This is a genomic window from Iamia sp. SCSIO 61187 (assembly GCF_019443745.1).
In the GTDB taxonomy this organism is placed as follows: Bacteria; Actinomycetota; Acidimicrobiia; order Acidimicrobiales; family Iamiaceae; genus Iamia.
In genome coordinates this window covers 790,261-806,450 of sequence record NZ_CP050948.1, presented here as the reverse complement: position 1 = coordinate 806,450, position 16,190 = coordinate 790,261, and the positions used below count along the sequence as shown (strand labels likewise).

General features: G+C 75.0%; 16 protein-coding genes and 1 tRNA gene. 6 read left to right on the top strand and 11 right to left on the bottom strand.

From position 1 onward, the window contains the following. Positions 1-125: 125 nt before the first annotated feature. Both HC251_RS03875 and HC251_RS03870 read left to right on the top strand, forming a co-directional pair. Positions 126-407, top strand: coding sequence for a hypothetical protein (locus HC251_RS03875; protein WP_219944004.1), 282 nt, complete (start codon positions 126-128; stop codon positions 405-407). 228 nt (positions 408-635) lie between these two features. Continuing rightward, positions 636-1,673 carry a GSCFA domain-containing protein gene (locus HC251_RS03870; RefSeq protein ID WP_219944003.1) on the top strand — a complete coding sequence of 346 codons (1,038 nt, stop codon included), beginning with the start codon at positions 636-638 and terminating at the stop codon, positions 1,671-1,673. 216 nt (positions 1,674-1,889) lie between these two features. Here the strand turns inward: HC251_RS03870 and groL are convergent, their stop codons facing one another. The 4 genes from groL to HC251_RS03850 form a co-directional block, all read right to left on the bottom strand. Beyond that, on the bottom strand, positions 1,890-3,515 hold the full coding sequence (gene groL / locus HC251_RS03865; protein WP_219944002.1) for a chaperonin GroEL: 1,626 nt from the start codon (positions 3,513-3,515) through the stop codon (positions 1,890-1,892). A 243-nt stretch (positions 3,516-3,758) separates the two neighbouring features. Beyond that, positions 3,759-4,034 carry a ubiquitin-like small modifier protein 1 gene (locus tag HC251_RS03860; protein WP_219945614.1) on the bottom strand — a complete coding sequence of 92 codons (276 nt, stop codon included), beginning with the start codon at positions 4,032-4,034 and terminating at the stop codon, positions 3,759-3,761. A 38-nt stretch (positions 4,035-4,072) separates the two neighbouring features. Next, positions 4,073-5,338 carry an AI-2E family transporter gene (locus HC251_RS03855; protein WP_219944001.1) on the bottom strand — a complete coding sequence of 422 codons (1,266 nt, stop codon included), beginning with the start codon at positions 5,336-5,338 and terminating at the stop codon, positions 4,073-4,075. Between the two features lie 39 nt (positions 5,339-5,377). Then, complete coding sequence (locus tag HC251_RS03850) at positions 5,378-6,367, bottom strand: glycerate kinase (protein ID WP_219944000.1); 990 nt, start codon at positions 6,365-6,367, stop codon at positions 5,378-5,380. A 32-nt stretch (positions 6,368-6,399) separates the two neighbouring features. On the opposite strand from HC251_RS03850, the gene HC251_RS03845 reads away from it, so the two are divergent. Then, positions 6,400-7,776 (top strand): trehalose-6-phosphate synthase, encoded by a 1,377-nt coding sequence (locus tag HC251_RS03845; RefSeq protein WP_219943999.1) that lies wholly within the window; start codon positions 6,400-6,402, stop codon positions 7,774-7,776. Positions 7,777-7,783: 7 nt separating this feature from the next. Here HC251_RS03845 and HC251_RS03840 read toward each other — a convergent pair whose 3' ends face one another. The 5 genes from HC251_RS03840 to HC251_RS03820 all read right to left on the bottom strand — a co-directional run bounded on the left by HC251_RS03840 (position 7,784) and on the right by HC251_RS03820 (position 12,760). Further along, positions 7,784-8,326, bottom strand: a complete 543-nt coding sequence (locus HC251_RS03840; protein ID WP_219943998.1) for a LytR C-terminal domain-containing protein — start codon at positions 8,324-8,326, stop codon at positions 7,784-7,786. Continuing rightward, a complete protein-coding gene (locus tag HC251_RS03835) occupies positions 8,323-8,613 on the bottom strand; it encodes a DUF3263 domain-containing protein (protein WP_219943997.1) in 291 nt (96 codons plus the stop codon). The genes HC251_RS03840 and HC251_RS03835 overlap by 4 nt, the downstream gene beginning before the upstream one ends. A 70-nt stretch (positions 8,614-8,683) precedes the next feature. Continuing rightward, positions 8,684-10,294: a hypothetical protein gene (locus HC251_RS03830; RefSeq protein WP_219943996.1), complete on the bottom strand. Its 1,611-nt coding sequence runs from the start codon at positions 10,292-10,294 to the stop codon at positions 8,684-8,686. Next, positions 10,291-10,902: an RNA polymerase sigma factor gene (locus HC251_RS03825; RefSeq protein WP_219943995.1), complete on the bottom strand. Its 612-nt coding sequence runs from the start codon at positions 10,900-10,902 to the stop codon at positions 10,291-10,293. The genes HC251_RS03830 and HC251_RS03825 overlap by 4 nt, the downstream gene beginning before the upstream one ends. 70 nt (positions 10,903-10,972) lie before the next feature. Beyond that, positions 10,973-12,760 (bottom strand): O-antigen ligase, encoded by a 1,788-nt coding sequence (locus HC251_RS03820; protein WP_219943994.1) that lies wholly within the window; start codon positions 12,758-12,760, stop codon positions 10,973-10,975. 164 nt (positions 12,761-12,924) lie between these two features. Here HC251_RS03820 and HC251_RS03815 point away from each other — a divergent pair, with 164 nt between their 5' ends. Then, complete coding sequence (locus HC251_RS03815; protein ID WP_219943993.1) at positions 12,925-13,890, top strand: sigma-70 family RNA polymerase sigma factor; 966 nt, start codon at positions 12,925-12,927, stop codon at positions 13,888-13,890. Positions 13,891-13,918: 28 nt separating this feature from the next. Here HC251_RS03815 and HC251_RS03810 read toward each other — a convergent pair whose 3' ends face one another. Then, complete coding sequence (locus HC251_RS03810; protein ID WP_219943992.1) at positions 13,919-14,503, bottom strand: hypothetical protein; 585 nt, start codon at positions 14,501-14,503, stop codon at positions 13,919-13,921. Between the two features lie 145 nt (positions 14,504-14,648). On the opposite strand from HC251_RS03810, the gene HC251_RS03805 reads away from it, so the two are divergent. Together HC251_RS03805 and HC251_RS03800 are read left to right on the top strand one after the other, a co-directional pair. Next, entirely contained in the window at positions 14,649-14,888 is a 240-nt protein-coding gene (locus HC251_RS03805) for a CsbD family protein (RefSeq protein WP_370651273.1), read from the top strand. Positions 14,889-14,918: 30 nt separating this feature from the next. After that, positions 14,919-15,950: a DNA topoisomerase IB gene (locus tag HC251_RS03800; protein ID WP_219943991.1), complete on the top strand. Its 1,032-nt coding sequence runs from the start codon at positions 14,919-14,921 to the stop codon at positions 15,948-15,950. 46 nt (positions 15,951-15,996) lie between these two features. On the opposite strand, the gene HC251_RS03795 is transcribed toward HC251_RS03800, so the two are convergent. Beyond that, a tRNA-Thr gene (locus HC251_RS03795) sits at positions 15,997-16,069 on the bottom strand. Positions 16,070-16,190 lie beyond the last annotated feature (121 nt).

The following is a 16,190-nucleotide window of genomic DNA, read 5'->3' as shown; positions in this document are numbered from 1 at the left end:
CGGGTGGGGGGCCTCCCCGGAGCATCAGGAAGGTCGGAGGTTTCACGAGATGCATGAAGGGTATCGAAACGTCACCGCCGGCATCCCCGCCGGACCCGACACCCGGAACCAACGGAGACCGCACGATGAGTGGAAGAGTCCTCACCACCCCCGAGGCCGAGGCCGCGTCCAACAAGATGGGCACGATCATCACGGGGAGCCTGGCTGACACCCTGCGCGACCTGATCGCCCAGGGCGACACCCTGTCCGAGCCCAGCGTCTGGGACGGCCGCCACGCCGGCACGTTCCGCAGCGGCTGGCCCAACACCCGCACCCAGCTCAACGAGGCCCTCACCCAGCTCGGCGAGCTGCGCACGGCCGTCGAGCGGGTCCGCACCGACATCGTCGCCGCCGGCGGCGGCGCCTGACCGAGGCGCAGCGCAGCGTCGAACCCAGCACGGAGGTGCACCGCATCGGTGCACCTCCGCGCTGAGGACGGGCGCCGGTCACCGGTAGGGTCCAGGCGTGAGCGAGCGCAGCGAGCGACCCAGGCGGCACGGGCTCTCTGACGGCGGAGCTCGCGGAGCCGTCCGCGCTCATCGGTGCCCCGTGCGATCCACCACGCGGAGCGCCCCGGACGGACCAGGGGTGCGCCGATGAGCCACCCGTACCAGGGTCTGCCGGACCACCAGTTCTGGAACCGGGCCGTCACCTTCGCCCCGCCGGCCGGGGTCGACCCGGTGGTGCGGGCGCCCTACCGGCTCGGGCCCGAGCACAAGGTGGCCACCATGGGCAGCTGCTTCGCCCAGCACCTGTCCCGCCACCTGCAGAGTTCGGGCCTGACCTACTTCGTGGCCGAGACGGGCCCGACCGAGCGCAGCTACGGGGTGTTCTCGGCCCGCTACGGCAACGTGTACACCGTGGCCCAGGCCGTGCAGCTGTTCCGGCGGGCCTACGACGACCTGGTCCCCGCCGAGGGGCCGTGGACCCGCCCCGACGGTCGTCTGGTCGACCCCTTCCGGCCCGTCGTGGAGCCCGACGGCTTCGCCTCCGAGGCCGACCTCGCCGCCGACCGGGCCACCCACCTGGCCGCCACCCGGCGGGTGTTCGAGGAGGCCGACGTCCTCGTCTTCACCATGGGCCTCACCGAGGCCTGGCGGTCACGGGTCGACGGCTGCGTGGTGGCCGCCGCCCCCGGCGCCGCCGGGACGCCCTCCGGCGGGCCCGACGACTACGAGTTCGTCAACTACGGCGTCGACGAGGTCCGGGCCGACCTGGCCGAGCTGTGCCGCCTGGCCCGCTCGGTCAACCCCGACGTGCGGATCCTCCTGACGGTGTCGCCCGTCCCCCTCATCGCCACCTTCGAGGACCGTCACGTCCTCGTGTCGACGGTGGCCTCGAAGTCGGTGCTGCGGGTGGCGGCCGACGAGGTCGAGCGCCAGCTCGACTGGGTCGACTACTTCCCCTCCTACGAGATCATCGCCAGCGCCACCTCGGATCGCGACTACTTCGCCCCGGACCGTCGCGAGGTCAGCGACCTCGGCGTGGCCCACGTGATGCGCACCTTCTCCCGCCACTACATCGCCGACGGCGCCCCCGCCCCTGCTGCGGTCCCGGTGGCGGCCGCCACCCAGGGCCAGGACGTCATCTGCGACGAAGAGGTCATCGTCGGCGCTCTCGAGTCCAGCCGCTAGCGCCGAGCGCCCGGGACCGTTCCCGGTACCGATCACGCCCTCCCGGACCACGACCCGTACCAAGAACCGCACCCGACCGGCCCCCCACCGTTCCTGGTACCGATCACGCCCTCCCGGGCCACGATCCGTACCGAGAACCGCACCCGAGCGGGCGCCGGGCGCGGCGGAGGCCGGCGCTCTCGCGCCGGCCTCCGCCGGTACCTGCAGATCCGAGGATCAGAAGTCGTCCATGCCTCCGGGCATGCCGCCGCCGGCGCCGCCGTCCTCCTCGGGCTTGTCGACGATGACAGCCTCGGTGGTGAGGAACAGGGCCGCGATCGACGCCGCGTTCTGCAGCGCCGAGCGGGTGACCTTGGCCGCGTCGGGGACCTTGATGGTGAGGTCCTCGTAGGTGTCGGTGCCGGCGTTGTAGCCGTTGCCGCCCTCGAGCTCCTTGACCTTCTCGACCACGACGCCGCCCTCGAGGCCGGCGTTGATGGCGATCTGCTTCAGGGGCTCCTCGACGGCCTTGGACACGATGCGGGCACCGGTGGCCTCGTCGCCGTCGAGCTTCTCGGCCACGTCGAGGATGGCGGACTGGGTGCGGAGCAGGGCCACGCCACCGCCGGGCACCACGCCCTCCTCGACCGCCGCCTTCGCCGTGGAGACGGCGTCCTCGATGCGGTGCTTCTTCTCCTTGAGCTCGACCTCGGTGGCCGCGCCGACCTTGAGGACGGCGACGCCGCCGGACAGCTTGGCCAGCCGCTCCTGGAGCTTCTCGCGGTCGTAGTCCGAGTCGGTGTTGTCGATCTCGGCCTTGATCTGGGCGATCCGGCCCTTGATGTCGCCCTCGTCGCCGCCGCCCTCGACGATGGTGGTCTCGTCCTTGGTGACGATGACCTTCTTGGCCGTGCCGAGCAGGTCGAGGGTGGCGTTCTCGAGCTTGAGGCCGATGTCCTCGGAGATGACCTGGCCGCCGGTGAGGATGGCCATGTCGGCCATCATCGCCTTGCGGCGCTCGCCGAAGCCGGGAGCCTTGACGGCCACGGACTTGAAGGTGCCGCGGATCTTGTTCACGACGAGCGTGGCGAGGGCCTCGCCCTCGATGTCCTCGGCCACGATGGCGAGCGGGCGACCGCCCTGCATGACCTTCTCGAGGACGGGGACCAGGTCGCGGACGGAGGTGATCTTCGAGCTGACGAAGAGGATCACGGCGTCGTCGAGCACCGCCTCCATGCGGTCGGTGTCGGTGACGAAGTAGGGCGAGATGTAGCCCTTGTCGAAGCGCATGCCCTCGACGAGGTCCATCTCGAGGCCGAAGGTGTTCGACTCCTCGACGGTGATGACGCCGTCCTTGCCGACCTTGTCGAGCGCCTCGGCGATGAAGCCACCGATCTCGGCGTCGTTGTTGGCCGAGATGGAGGCCACCGATGCGATGTCCTCCTTCGAGTCGATCTCGCGGGAGGCGGTGCCGAGGGCGGCCACCGCAGCCTCGACGGCGGCCTCGATGCCCCGCTTGAGCGACATCGGGTTGGCGCCGGCGGCCACGTTGCGCAGGCCCTCGCGGACCAGCGCCCGGGCCAGCACGGTGGCGGTGGTGGTGCCGTCACCGGCGACGTCGTCGGTCTTCTTGGCGACCTCCTTGACGAGCTCGGCGCCGATGCGCTCGTAGGGGTCCTCGAGATCGATCTCCTTGGCGACGCTGACGCCGTCCTTGGTGATGGTGGGGGCGCCCCACTTCTTCTCCAGGACGACGTTGCGGCCCTTCGGGCCGAGGGTGACGCTGACAGCGTCGGCGAGCTGGTTCATGCCCGCCTCGAGCGCGCGACGAGCGGTCTCGTCGAAGGCGATGATCTTGGCCATCCCCTGGTCTCCTCACATAGATGATGATTGGCACTCTCACAGGGAGAGTGCCAACAGCCAACCACGTCGGCGCGCCGTTAGCAACCGCGTCCCGCGACTGCTAACCGTCGGCGTCCCGCGACTGCTAACCGTCGGCGGACATCTCGGAGGTGGGTACGAGCGGGCTGCGGGCCACCATCCGGGCCATCGCCCCCAACGACGCGTCCCGCTCGGCTCGCTGCGCTCGCCCAGACGGCTTCGCCGTCAGCCGCCCGCGACCGCCGGGATGATGGCGACGGTCTCGCCGTCGGGCACGGGCGTGGCCAGCCCGTCGAGGAAGCGCACGTCGTCGTCGGCGACGAAGACGTTGACGAAGCGGCGGAGCTGACCCCCGTCGTCGAGGAGGCGCTCCTTGAAGCCCGGGTGGGCCCCCTCGAGACCGTCGAGGACCTCGGCGACGGTGCTGCCGTCGACGGCCACCTCGGCGGATCCCCCGGTGAGGGTGCGCAAGGTGGTGGGGACTCGGACGGTGACGGTCATGGGTGGGGGCTGCTCCTCGTGGCGACCGGTCGGCCCGGTCACGGTGTGGACGGCATGGTAGCGGTGGGGTCCGGCCCGGCCACCCCGCTGGGGTCGCCCTCGCCACGGTCGCGGCCGCGGGCCCTCCCGTGCTCGACCGCCTCGGCGCGCGGCAGCTCGTCGTTGCGCACCTCCTCGTGGGCCACCTCGCCGGGCCCGGGGGCCAGGTCCGGGGGGTAGGGCTCGTCGAGGCCCGGGATCGACACCCCCACGACCCACTTGCGCCAGAGGTGCCCGCCGACGATCTTCAGCGACGCGGTCAGGGGCACGGCGAGGAGGAGGCCGAAGAACCCACCGATGGTCCCCCACGCGAGGAGGGCCATCATCACGGCGGCGGGGTGCAGCTGGACGGCCCGGCGCATGACCGTCGGCGTGATGAAGTGGTTGTCGATCTGCTGGACGACGACCATCACCACGGCCACGAGCACCGCGGTCCGGAGGTCCTTGGTGGCCAGCGCCACCGCGATGCCGGGCACGGCCCCGACCCACGGACCGATCAGCGGGATCATGTTGAAGACCCCGGCGATCATGCCCACGACCAGCCACAGGGGCAGGCCGATGGCCCAGAGCCCGATGGAGGCCATCACGCCGACGATGAAGGCGACGGCCAGCTGGCCCCGGAAGAACCCGCCGATGGCCAGGTTGAGGCGGTGGGCGATGAACTCGACCTCGACCCGCGACCGGTCGGGGATCAGCTCCTCGACCCGCCGCCGGACGTCGGGCAGGTCGACCAGGAGGTAGAAGGCCAGGAACGGTCCGATCACGAAGATGATCCCGACGTGGAAGACCTGCACCGCGTACTCGCGGACGGTCTCGAACTGCTCGCCCACGTCCTGGCCCGAGCTGTTCTCGTCGGCCTGGTCCTCGATCTCCTGCACCGACGGGACGTGGAAGGGCCAGTCGTCCTCCTCGGAGCGCTCGGAGAGGTCGTTGAGCCACTCCTCGGCGTCGTCGCGGAGCTCCGGCCCCCGCTCGGAGAGCTCGTCGGCCTGGCTGGCCACGAGCGGGGCGACGATGGCGCCGACGCCGGCGAACAGCAGCAGCACGATGAAGAAGGCGGCCAGGGTGCCGAGCAACCGCGGCAGCCCGCGCCGCTCGAGCCGGTTGACGATGGGGTTGAGGAGGAAGACCAGGGCGCCGGCGAGGATCAGCGGCGGGAAGATCACCCGGAAGAACCAGCCGACGGCGCCGACGAGGGCGATGACGACGACCACGCCCACGATCCACCAGGCCGTGCGGCCGACCCGGGCGAGGCGCTCCTCCATCGGGGTGACGGTACTGCGCAGGGTCCGGGGCTGCGCGGGTCAGCCCATGGTGGCGAGGTGCTCGGCCACGACCGCCTCGACCAGCGCGGCGGCCTCGGCCCGCGACCGGTCGGCGCCGGCGCGGGCGGTGAGCGACACGGCGCGGATGCGGTCGCCGACCCCGTCGTAGACCTCACCGGCCACCGCCAGCACCGGGACGTCGAGGGCGCCGGCCAGCTCGGCCACGCCACCGACGACCTTGCCCTCGAAGGACTGGGCGTCGAGGAACCCCTCGCCCGTGACGGCCAGGTCGGCGCCCTCGAGCAGCTCGTCGAGGCCGAGCTCGTCGGCCACCAGGTCGAAGCCGGGGACGATCGTCGCCCCGACGGCCGCCAGCCCGCCGGCGAGCCCGCCGGCGGCCCCGCCGCCTGGGAGGGGGCGGACGTCGACGCCGTGGTCCTCCTCGTACACCTGGGCCAACCGGGTGAGCCGGCGCCGCAGCAGCTCGACCTGGGCGGGCGTGGCCCCCTTCTGGGGGGCGAAGTGCTCGGCGGCGTCGACGAAGCGGGTGCGGACGTCGGTGGCGACCTGGATGTCGATCCCCCGCAGCCGCTGGACCGGGTGGAGGGCGCGGAGGGCCCCGAGCCCGCCGTCGGTGGTCGCCGACCCGCCCACGGCCACGATCACCCGGCGCGCCCCGAGCTCGACGGCCTGGGCGATCAGCTCGCCGGTGCCGTAGGTCGACGCCGAGATCGGGTCGTTCTCCTCGGCCCCGCCGAGCAGGGCGATGCCCGACGCCCGGGCCGACTCGATGACCGCCGTGCCCCGGTGGAGCCGCCACGCCGCCTCGACCGGGTCGCCCAACGGCCCCGTGACGAGGGTCGTGCGGTTGGGGCCGCCCAGGGCGTCCAGCGTGCCCTCGCCGCCGTCGGCCATCGGCACCTCGTCGCAGTCCCAGCCGGCGGCGCGGGCGGCCCGCCCGACGGCGGCGGCGACCTCGGCGGCCGAGGCCGTGCCGCGGAACTTGTCGGGGGCGGCCACGACGCGCATCGGTCCATCCTTCCACCACTACCTTCGACCGCATGTCCTCCCGGCCGGTCGTGATCGTCTCGAACCGAGGACCGGTGGCGTTCCGCCGCGGTCCCGACGGGGCCCTGGAGAGCCGCCGGGGCGCCGGCGGGCTGGTGTCGGGGCTGGCCCCCCTCGTCGCCGGCACCGACGCCATCTGGGTGGCGGCGGCGCTGTCGGAGGCCGATCGCGAGGCCTCGGCCCAGGGTGTCATCGACGCCGACGGTCTGCGGGTCCGGACCGTCGACCTCGACCCGGAGGACCTCCGCCAGGCCTACGACGTCGTCAGCAACTCCACGCTCTGGTTCGCCCACCACGGCATGTTCGACGGCTACCGCGAGCCCACGTTCGACGCCGCCTGGTTCACGGCGTGGGAGGCCTTCCGGCGGGTCAACGCCGCCTTCGCCGCCGTCGTGGCCGAGGTCGCCCCCGAGGGGGCGGCGGTGCTGGTGCAGGACTACCACCTGCCCCTCGTGGCCACGGCCCTGGCCGGGACCCGGCCCGACGTGGCGTGCGTGCACTTCAGCCACACCCCGTTCGCCCGCCCCGCCGAGCTGGCGGTGCTGCCCGGCGCCGTGCGCGAGGAGCTGATGGGCGGTCTGGCCGCCCACCGGGCCTGCGGCTTCCACTCCGAGCGCTGGGCCGGCGCCGCCCGGGGCTGCGCCCGGGCCGTGGGGCTCGACCTCACGACGTTCGTGGCCCCCCTCGGCCCCGACCCGGCCGACCTCGAGCGCACCGCCGGCGGTGACGCCTGCGTCGCCGCCGGGCACGACCTCGACGCCCTCGTCGGCGACCGCGCCTTCCTCGTGCGCGTCGACCGCATCGAGCTGTCGAAGAACATCCTGCGCGGCTTCCTCGCCTTCGACCAGCTGCTCGCCAACCGGCCCGAGTGGCGGGGCCGGGTCACCTTCGGGGCCTTCGTCTACCCGTCCCGCGAGGACGTGCCCGCCTACCGGCAGTACCGGGCGCAGGTCGACGAGACCGTCGCCGCCGTCAACGAGCGGTGGGCCACCGCCGACTGGACGCCGATCGTCTACGAGACCGACGACGACTACCCGCGCTCGGTCGCCGCCCTCCGGCGGGCCGACGCCGTGCTCGTCAACCCCATCCGCGACGGGCTCAACCTGGTGGCCAAGGAGGCCGTGGCCCTGTCGACCCGGGACGTGGTCCTGCTGCTCAGCGAGGGCGCCGGCGCCCACGACGAGCTGGCCGGACCGACCGGAGCGCTCACCGTCGACGCCTACGACGTCGTCGCCGCCGCCGAGAGCCTCCACCACGCGTTGGCCATGGGGGCCGACGAGCGGGCGGCCCGGGCGGCCGCCCTGCGCGGCCGCGTCGCCGACCGCACCCCGGAGCGCTGGCTCGCCGACCAGCTCGCCGTCCTCGGCTGAGGGCGGGTCACCCGAGGCTGTCGGCTCCCAGCACCACGACCACGTCGGCGTCGGCATCCTGGCCCGCGTCGCCGAGCGGCTCGGCCGGCTTCTCGGCGACCTGGACCTCCAGCTCGAGCAGCTCGGCCACCGCCTGGGCGGAGGCCTGGGCCTCGGGCGTGGCGTAGATCTGCGACGTCTCGACGTCCTCGCCCCCGAAGTTGCCCTCCGTCGTCTGGTAGCCGCTGGCGGCGATGGTGCCGGCGTTCTCGGCGGCCCAGCCGCCCTGGGTGGTGGCGTTGAGGACGGCCACGGTGATGGAGGCGGGGTCCTCGGCCGGCGCCGTCGTCGTCGACGACGAGGCGATGGGCACCGTGGTCGAGTCGCTGCCGCCCGTCGCCTCGGTGGAGGCGGTGGACTCGGTGGACGGCTCGCCGTTGGCGGCCTCGTCATCGCCGCCGCCGCCGCTCCCGCCCCGGGCGAGGAGGGCGAGACCGATGACGATGGCCACGACCAGGACGACCGCGCCGCGGACGGTGGCGTCGTCGCGCCCTGCGCTCGGTGCGGTCATCGACGGGCCGCCTGGGAGCCGCTGGCGGTGGCGCGCGCCCTCTGGCGGGCGTCGCGCAGCCGGCGGAGGCGTCGGACGAGGAGGGGGTCGTGGGCCATGGCGTCAGGATCGTCCATGAGCTCCCCGAGGAGCTCGTAGTAGCGGGAGGCGGAGAGCTCGAATCGCTCCTGGATCGCCGTCTCCTTCACCCCGCCCTCGGCCCACCAGGACCGCTCGAAGTCCAGGACGGACCGGTCACGCTCGCTCAACGACACGGGCAACAGGTTGGCCAGGTGGTGGCAGCCCATGCAAGCACCCCCCTGGCGACGACCCGGCGGGGGTCGTCACCAGAGGGGTGCGGGCACCCGGTCGGAGGGGTCACCCGGGGGGCGTCCCGACGAAGAGCCGCTGGCTCGTGGCCGGGGTGGTGCCGTCCGATCCGGCGGGCCGGACGTTGAGCCGGACCTTCACGGCGTCGGCGGTGACGGTGACCCCGGCGACGGTCTCGCGGGTGCCGTCGGCCGGGGCCGGCACCTCCACCGCCGAGAGGGCGAGCCCGTCGGGCGAGTGGGCGACGGTGCGCACCCCGGCCTCGTCCTGGAAGACCACGGCCAGGCCGAGGGGCCCCACGTCCACCGCCATCATGCCGGAGCCGGGCTCGATCCCCAGCAGCTCGTTCAGGTCGGTGGTGGCGACCGAGCCGTCGGCCGCCACGACGTGCACGTGGACGCTCCACTCCTGCTGGTTCCCGATGGTGACGACGGCGGGCCGGCCGTCGAGGACCCCGGACGCCACGAGGCCCTCGCCGCCGGCGACGGGGACCTCGGTCCACGTCGCGCCGTCGACCGAGTGCCAGGCCGTCGTCGCCGCCCCCTCCCCCGGCTGCTGGTCCCCGTAGCTCTGCCGGACGTACCAGAAGCCGTCGTCGGCGGCGAGGAGCGACGCCGTCATCGGGTCCAGGCTCGTCGTCCCGGGGATCACCTGGGACGGCTCCAGGGGCCCGCCGTCGGTGGCGACGAACACGTGGGTCTGGCCCTCGGCCAGGGCGATGCCCGCCTCGCCGACGCCCATCTCCTCCCACGTGACGACCTCCCGCGTGGGTGTGCAGTCCTCGCCCGCGGTCGCCCCGTCGACGCCCTCGGGGTCGGCCGCCGGCGCCGTGGCCGGGGCCGAGGTGGTCGGCGGCACCGTGGTGGTCGCCCCCGATCGGGCCCCCTCCTCGGCGCTCGCCGCGCAGGGGTCGTCCTGGATGCGGGTCAGGCCGTCGGAGGTCTGGTACCAGGCGTCGGGGTCGGCGTCGGCGGGGAGGACCTCCGCCGGGTCGACGAGGCCCCGGACCGAGGCCACGACGACCGTCGTGCCGTCGGCCACGGCGACCTCGGCGTCGGCGATGCGCGCCGTCCCCGGGAAGCCCTCCGCCAGGGCCTCGAGGTCCAGGGGGACGTCGGAGCCGCTCCAGCCCGCCCCGCCGTCGGTCGACGTGGCGATCTGGAGATCGCCGCCGGCGGCCGAGGTGCCCACGGCGTAGAGCGATCCCTCGCTCCCCGCCACGCCCGCGGCGTGCAGGTCGGCGGGCAGGTCGACGCCGGTCCAGGAGTCACCGTCGGTCGAGCGGTAGAGCCGCCGGCTCCCCCAGGTGTCGGACCCGGCCTCGGTCGAGAGGGCGTAGACGGCACCGCCGTCGCTGACGACGGGCCCGGCGAGGCCGAGACCGTCCTGCACCTCGGTGGTCGTCCACTCGAGCGGTGAGCCGACGACGGACGCGGCCCGGTCGGTGGTGCTCGTCGTCGGGTCGTCGCCGCCGGCGCCCAGGGCGATCGCCGTCCCCCCGAGGAGGAGGGCGGTGGCGACGCCGCCGCACGCCGCGGCCCGGCGCCGGCGCTGGTGGCGGCGCGCCCGGCGGGTGATGGTGTCGACGCCGGCGTGGGGCAGGTCGATGGCGGTGGAGCGCACGCGGAGGTAGCTCGCGAGGCGAGGGTCGGTGGTCATGGCTGCTCCTCGTCGGGGCGGAGGTGGCGGAGGCGGGCGGCCAACACGCGGTTGGCGCGGGAGAGGCGGCTCTTGACCGTCCCCTCCCGGAGGCGGAGGGCGGCGGCGGTGTCGGCCACCGACCACCCGAGGAGGTGGCGGCAGACGACGACGCTGCGGTGCTTGGGGTCGAGCTCGGCCAGGGCGGCGTGGACGGACGGGTCGCTGATCGACGGGTCCTGGTCGGCGGGCTGGTAGAGCCGGTGCGGGCTGCGGCGGCGCTGGCGGAGGACCGACAGGGACCAGTTCAGGCCCACCCGGTAGACCCAGCCCGCCGGGTTGCCGCCCCGCAGCGACGACCAGCGGGCGCAGGCCCGGGTGAAGGCCTCGTCGGTCGCCTCGGCGGCGAGGTCCGGATCACCGATGGCCAGCGCCAGGGCCCGGCCCAGCTCCACCCGATGGCCCAGGTAGAAGGCCTCGAAGGAGGGGGCCACGACGTGGACCTCGCCGTCGAGCGGCACCGGGCCCCCGTCGGTGGGGAGGCCGGGCCGGTCGTCGTCGGCCCAGTCGGGCGGCGGTCCGGGCCACACCGGTGGCGCCGGGGTGTCGGCGGGGAGGGACGTGCTCACCCTGAACCAACCCCCGGCCCCCTCGATCGGTTCCACATCTCTCCGACGACGGTCCTCGCCCACGGCGCCCTCAGCCCGCCCCGAGGGCGGTGGCCCGGCGTCGGGCCACCTCGGCCGCCCGCTCGTCCCCGGTCAGACGGGCGGCCATCGCAACCAGCAGCCAGAGGTCGCCGTTGCGGGGATCGTCGGCGACGGCCTCCTCGGCCGCCTCCTGCGCCCGGCGCGCGTGCTCGGGGACCTCGGTGGCCGCGGCCCGCTCGACCAGCAGCCGCACCCGCTCGCGGCGCACGATCGGGTCGCCGGGTGACGTGCGCCGGGCGGCGTCGACCTGGGCCAGGGCGGCCACGATGCCGTCCCCGGCGGCGACGTGGGCGCGCGCCGCCAGGAGGCGCAGCCGGACGACGTCGGGGCGCAGCCCGACGGCGTCGTCGGCCGCGTCGGCGGCGGCCCGGCCGTCACCCCGGGCGAGGGCGCGCGCCGCCGCCTCCGCCCGATGGTCGGCGGCGACGTCGAGGGCACCCGCGCCCAGGGCGACGACCAGGAGCGCGGCGACGACGACGCGGGCCGCAGCGAGGGGGCGCCCCGATCCCCGGGCCGGCGCCCCCTCCGAGGCCGGTGTCGCCGCCGCGTCCGGGGTGGCGGCGAGGACCAGCCCGGCGAGGAGCCAGGCCACGGGCTCGACCTCGGCCAGCGGGAACAGCGTCAGCTGGCCGGCGAGGTGGGCCACGATGGCTGCGGCCAGCCCGGCCACGAGCGGGGGGCCCCGACGCAGGGCCTGCCACGCCCGCCGGACCACGAGCACGACCCACGCACCCCAGGCGAGGAGGCCGGGGACCCCACCGGACAGGGCCACGTCGAGCGGCGCGCTGTGGGCCCGGTCCGGCTGCGGGTCCCGACCGTGGGCCACCTCGTAGTCCACGTCGACGCCGTCGGCGAAGGCGACGCGGTAGCCCTCGGGCCCGACGCCCAGCACCGGATGGTCGGCGATGACCCGGGTGGCGACGCGCCACTCGTCGAGCCGACCCCGCCCCCCGGGAGCGTCGTCGTCCCCCAGTGCCGCCAGCCGGGCGCCGGCCGGCGTCAGGAGGGCGACGGCGGCCACCGCGACCAGCCCCGCCGCCACCCCGGCGACGGCGGCCCGGGGGTGGCGGGCGAGGCCCGCCCGGACCTGCTCACGGCGGGCGGCGAGGGCCACGGCGCCGGCGACGGCCACGCCGAGCCAGGCCGACCGGGCCCCGGAGCCCACGAGCGCGACGGCGATGGCGACCCCGCCCAGGCCTGCGGCCCACCGCCACCGGCGACCGGTCCCGCCGTCGAGGGCGGAGCCGACGACGGCAGGGAGCAGCAGCGCCCCCGCCGCCCCGAGGAACGCCGACGACCCGAACGACCCCGTGAGACGGGATCCGACGTCGAGCTCGGCCGGCTCCCAGCCCAGGGCCTCGGCGCCGGCCACGGCGCCGACGCCCAGGGCGGCGACGACGAGTCCCCGGGCCACGACCACCGGCCCGCGAACCGGGTCCGACCCGGCCCCGGTCACGAGGGCGAGCAGGCAGAGGAGCCAGAGGGCGACCCCGGCGTGGCGCTCCGGGGTCCCCGTCCACGCGTACAGCGGGTCGCGCCCGACGGCGGCGGCGACGGCGAGGACGGCCACCAGCACGGCGGCCGCCCGCACCGGGCCCCGGGCGGCGGCGGGCTGCGGGCGGCGGCCCAGGACGAGCAGGGCGGCGGCCAGGATCCCGACGGACACCACCATCCACCGCAGGGGGCCGAAGGGGTACCAGCCGCCGGGGTCGACGGCGAGGAAGGCGGCGGGCGCGACGCCGGCGGCCACCACCGTGGCGCCGGGACGGTCGACCATGAGGGGGCCACGGTAGGGCCGGCGGGACGGCGGAGCCGACCGCCCTCGCCTCATCCCATGGGGTGAGGCGGGGCGTCCCCACCCGTCTCGGAGGGGTCAACGGCCCGGCGATCGGGTAGACGTCGGGTCGTGCCGACCTCCCCGACGCCCCCTCCGATCGCCCCGTGACCGGCTCCGCCGGCGCCGGATCGGCGCCCACCTCCGTCATCGACGAGCTGGCCGACGGCCTCCATCGGGCAGGTGAGGCGACGGCCGAGAGCAAGCGGGTGGCCACCCGCAGCCGGACCTGCCGCCGTCGCGTGCGCCGCACGCTGGACCAGGTCACCGACGTGGTCGACGTCCTGCAGGCCCGTCGGACGGTCCCCCGCGGCGACGACGCCCGGGACTGGAGCCGGCGCCCCGGCGTCCCGCTCGAGGTGTGGATCCTGCACGTGCGCTACGCCCGCTCGGGCAGCTCGGAGGACCTGGGCGCCCTCGTCGCCGAGTACGAGCAGTACGCCCTGTCGCTGTCGCGGCGGCTGCGGCGCGACCGCGAGCCGAGCGACGACCTCGACCAGGTGGCGCGCGAGTCGCTGGTCGTCGCCCTTCAGCGGTTCGACTGCGAGCGGGGGCTGCCGTTCCCGGCCTTCGCCACCCCGACGATCTTGGGCGCCCTCCGCCGCCACTACCGCGACCACGGCTGGAGCATCCGGGTGCCCCGGCGGGTCCACGAGCTGGCCGTGCCGGCGCGCGAAGCCGCCGACCGCCTCACCACCGAGCTGGGCCGGTCGCCCAAGGCCCACGAGATCGCCGAGGAGCTCGGGATCGAGACCAAGGACCTGCTCGAGACCCAGCAGGCGGCCGCGGCCCGGACGCCGTCGTCGCTCGACTCCACGCCGACCGTCGACGGCCCGAGCCAGCACGAGGTCGTCGGCGACACCGACCGCAACCTGCTCGTGGCCGAGGACCAGCTGGTGCTCGACCAGGCCATCGAGCTGCTGGGCGACCGCGACCGGGACGTGATCCGCCTGTACTTCTTCGACGAGCTGACGCAGTCGCAGATCGCCGAGCGCTACGGCGTGAGCCAGATGCAGGTGTCGCGGTGGATCGCCAGCATCGTCAAGCGGCTCCGCAGCCACATGGAGGCCTGACCGCCTCCGGCGGTCGCCGTCGGGTTCCTCAGCCGGTGACGAAGAGGACGGCGCCCTCGAGCCCGCCGTCGGCGCCCCGCAGCGGGTGGCACCGGGCCTCGGCCCCGTCCTCGCCCACCGGGGTGGGCTCGCCGGCCACCGACTCGTCGGCCAGGATCGACCGCACGCACCCGATCAGGTCGGGTGTCTCGCCCTTCAGGTCGAGTCGGCCGAACGCCCTGCCGCTCACGTCCGAGCGGGGGGAACCCCAGCGGGCCGCGGCACCGGCGCTCCAGGCCCGGACCTTCTGGTCGACGTCGACGACCACGACCGCGCCGGGCACGCCGTCGATGACCGACTGCAGGTAGGCCGTGACCCGCTCCACGTCGCTGGAGCGCTGCTCGAGCTCCTCGTTGACGGCGCTCAGCTCGGTGGCGGCCCGGGCCAGCTCGTCGCCGGTGGCCTCGAGGTCCGAGGTGGCCGTGACCAGCTCCTTGGTGGTCGCCTCGAGCTGGCTGGTGGTGGCCTGGACCTCGTCCCGCAGGGCGGCCAGCTCGGGCCCGACGGAGTCGTCGAGGCCGAGCTCGCGCATCCGGCTCAGGAGGTCGGCGAGGGCGGGAGAGGTGGTGCTCATGGTGCGACGGCGCATCCTACTGACCACCCGTGCGTCGGAACCTCGGCCGCCGGGACCCATCACCCTGTCGGGTGAGGGTGCGACGGGGGATCGCGGGTTTGCCCCCGGGGGCCGCGGGAAGCCCCCTGGCCCCCTACCAGAGGAGATGGGCGTGGCCGGAGACAGCGGACCAGAGGCGGGCGCCAAGGGCGCCGGCGAGGGCATCAAGGGCAAGGCCAAGGAGGTCGTCGGGGCCGTGACCGGCAACGACGGGATGGCCGACGAGGGCCGGGCCCAGCAGGACAAGGCCGACGCCCAGCGCGACGTGGCCAAGAAGGAGGCCGAGGCCGACAAGGCCCGCGCCGAGGCCGCGGCCCACGAGGCCGAGCAGCGGGCCCACGAGTAGCCCGCCCCGGCCACCCCGCGGGCCCGTCCCATGAGCGTCGTCGGGCTCGACCCGGCCGAGGACCCCGAGGCGGTGGCCGAGTCCGCCGGCCTCACCTACGTCACCGACCAGGCCCCCGGCCACCGCCGCGTCCGGCGGGGCCGGGGGTTCTCCTACGTCGACCGGCGGGGCAACGTGCTGCCCGCCGCCGAGAAGGACCGGATCCGGTCGCTCGCCATCCCGCCGGCGTGGACCGACGTGTGGATCAGCCCCGACCCGAACGCCCACCTCCTGGCCACGGGCCGGGACGCCAAGGGTCGCAAGGTCTACCGGTACCACGACCGCTGGAGGGAGGTCCGCGACGCGGCCAAGTACGAGCGGCTGGCCGACTTCGCCGACGCCCTGCCCGACCTGCGGCGCGCCGTCGACGCCGACCTCTCCCGCCGCGGGCTGCCGCCCGAGAAGGTCACGGCCCTGGTGGTCCGGCTCCTCGACGAGACGCTCATCCGGGTCGGCAACGAGCGCTACGCCGAGGACAACGAGAGCTTCGGGCTGACCACCCTCAGGCCGGACCACGTCGAGGTCGACGGGGGGACGATCGAGCTCGACTTCGTCGGCAAGTCGGGCGTGGCCCAGCGCCTCAGCCTCCACGACGCCCGGCTGGCGCGCATCGCCAAGCGCTGCCACGAGCTCCCCGGGAAGCACCTCTTCTCCTTCCTGGACGACGACGGCGAGGTCGGGCACGTCTCCTCGGCCGAGGTCAACGAGTACCTGCGGGCCCGGATGGGCGACGGGGTGAGCGCCAAGGACTTCCGGACCTGGGGCGGCACCAGCGTCGCCGCCGGCACCCTCGCCCACCCCTGCGCCGACGACCAGCCCTGCGACAAGCTCGTGATCCGCGCCTTCGAGGAGGCGGCCGACGTGCTGGGCAACACGCCCACCGTCTGCCGCACGTGCTACGTCCACCCCGTCGTGCCCGACGGGTACCGGTCCGGTGCCCTCGCCGAGACGTGGAAGGCGTCGCGCTCGACCGCGGCCATGAGCCGCTCGGAGCGCACGGTCCGGAACCTGCTGGACGGCTGAGACGGCGCCGGGGACGCTGAGGCCCTGGTCGCGGCGACGGCGTCGGAGCCGGGTGCCGGGATCGAACCGGCGACATCCTCTTTACAAGAGAGGTGCTCTGCCAACTGAGCTAACCCGGCGGGGCCGCTCACGGTAGCGCCCGACCCGGGCCCGGAGCCCGCCGCTTCGCTGTCACGGTGCTGGCCTGCCCCACTCGCTCCGCTCGCCGGCGGTGGTGGGTAGCGTGGGCGGCGCCCCCGA

Excerpts from the sequence above, each read along its gene's own strand:
- HC251_RS03875 (WP_219944004.1), top strand. The coding sequence starts at position 126 with ATGAGTGGAAGAGTCCTCACCACCCCCGAGGCCGAGGCCGCGTCCAAC.
- HC251_RS03870 (WP_219944003.1), top strand. The coding sequence starts at position 636 with ATGAGCCACCCGTACCAGGGTCTGCCGGACCACCAGTTCTGGAACCGG.
- groL (WP_219944002.1), bottom strand. The coding sequence starts at position 3,515 with ATGGCCAAGATCATCGCCTTCGACGAGACCGCTCGTCGCGCGCTCGAG.
- HC251_RS03860 (WP_219945614.1), bottom strand. The coding sequence starts at position 4,034 with ATGACCGTCACCGTCCGAGTCCCCACCACCTTGCGCACCCTCACCGGG.
- HC251_RS03855 (WP_219944001.1), bottom strand. The coding sequence starts at position 5,338 with ATGGAGGAGCGCCTCGCCCGGGTCGGCCGCACGGCCTGGTGGATCGTG.
- HC251_RS03850 (WP_219944000.1), bottom strand. The coding sequence starts at position 6,367 with ATGCGCGTCGTGGCCGCCCCCGACAAGTTCCGCGGCACGGCCTCGGCC.
- HC251_RS03845 (WP_219943999.1), top strand. The coding sequence starts at position 6,400 with ATGTCCTCCCGGCCGGTCGTGATCGTCTCGAACCGAGGACCGGTGGCG.
- HC251_RS03840 (WP_219943998.1), bottom strand. The coding sequence starts at position 8,326 with ATGACCGCACCGAGCGCAGGGCGCGACGACGCCACCGTCCGCGGCGCG.
- HC251_RS03835 (WP_219943997.1), bottom strand. The coding sequence starts at position 8,613 with ATGGGCTGCCACCACCTGGCCAACCTGTTGCCCGTGTCGTTGAGCGAG.
- HC251_RS03830 (WP_219943996.1), bottom strand. The coding sequence starts at position 10,294 with ATGACCACCGACCCTCGCCTCGCGAGCTACCTCCGCGTGCGCTCCACC.
- HC251_RS03820 (WP_219943994.1), bottom strand. The coding sequence starts at position 12,760 with ATGGTCGACCGTCCCGGCGCCACGGTGGTGGCCGCCGGCGTCGCGCCC.
- HC251_RS03810 (WP_219943992.1), bottom strand. The coding sequence starts at position 14,503 with ATGAGCACCACCTCTCCCGCCCTCGCCGACCTCCTGAGCCGGATGCGC.
- HC251_RS03805 (WP_370651273.1), top strand. The coding sequence starts at position 14,649 with ATGGGCGTGGCCGGAGACAGCGGACCAGAGGCGGGCGCCAAGGGCGCC.
- HC251_RS03800 (WP_219943991.1), top strand. The coding sequence starts at position 14,919 with ATGAGCGTCGTCGGGCTCGACCCGGCCGAGGACCCCGAGGCGGTGGCC.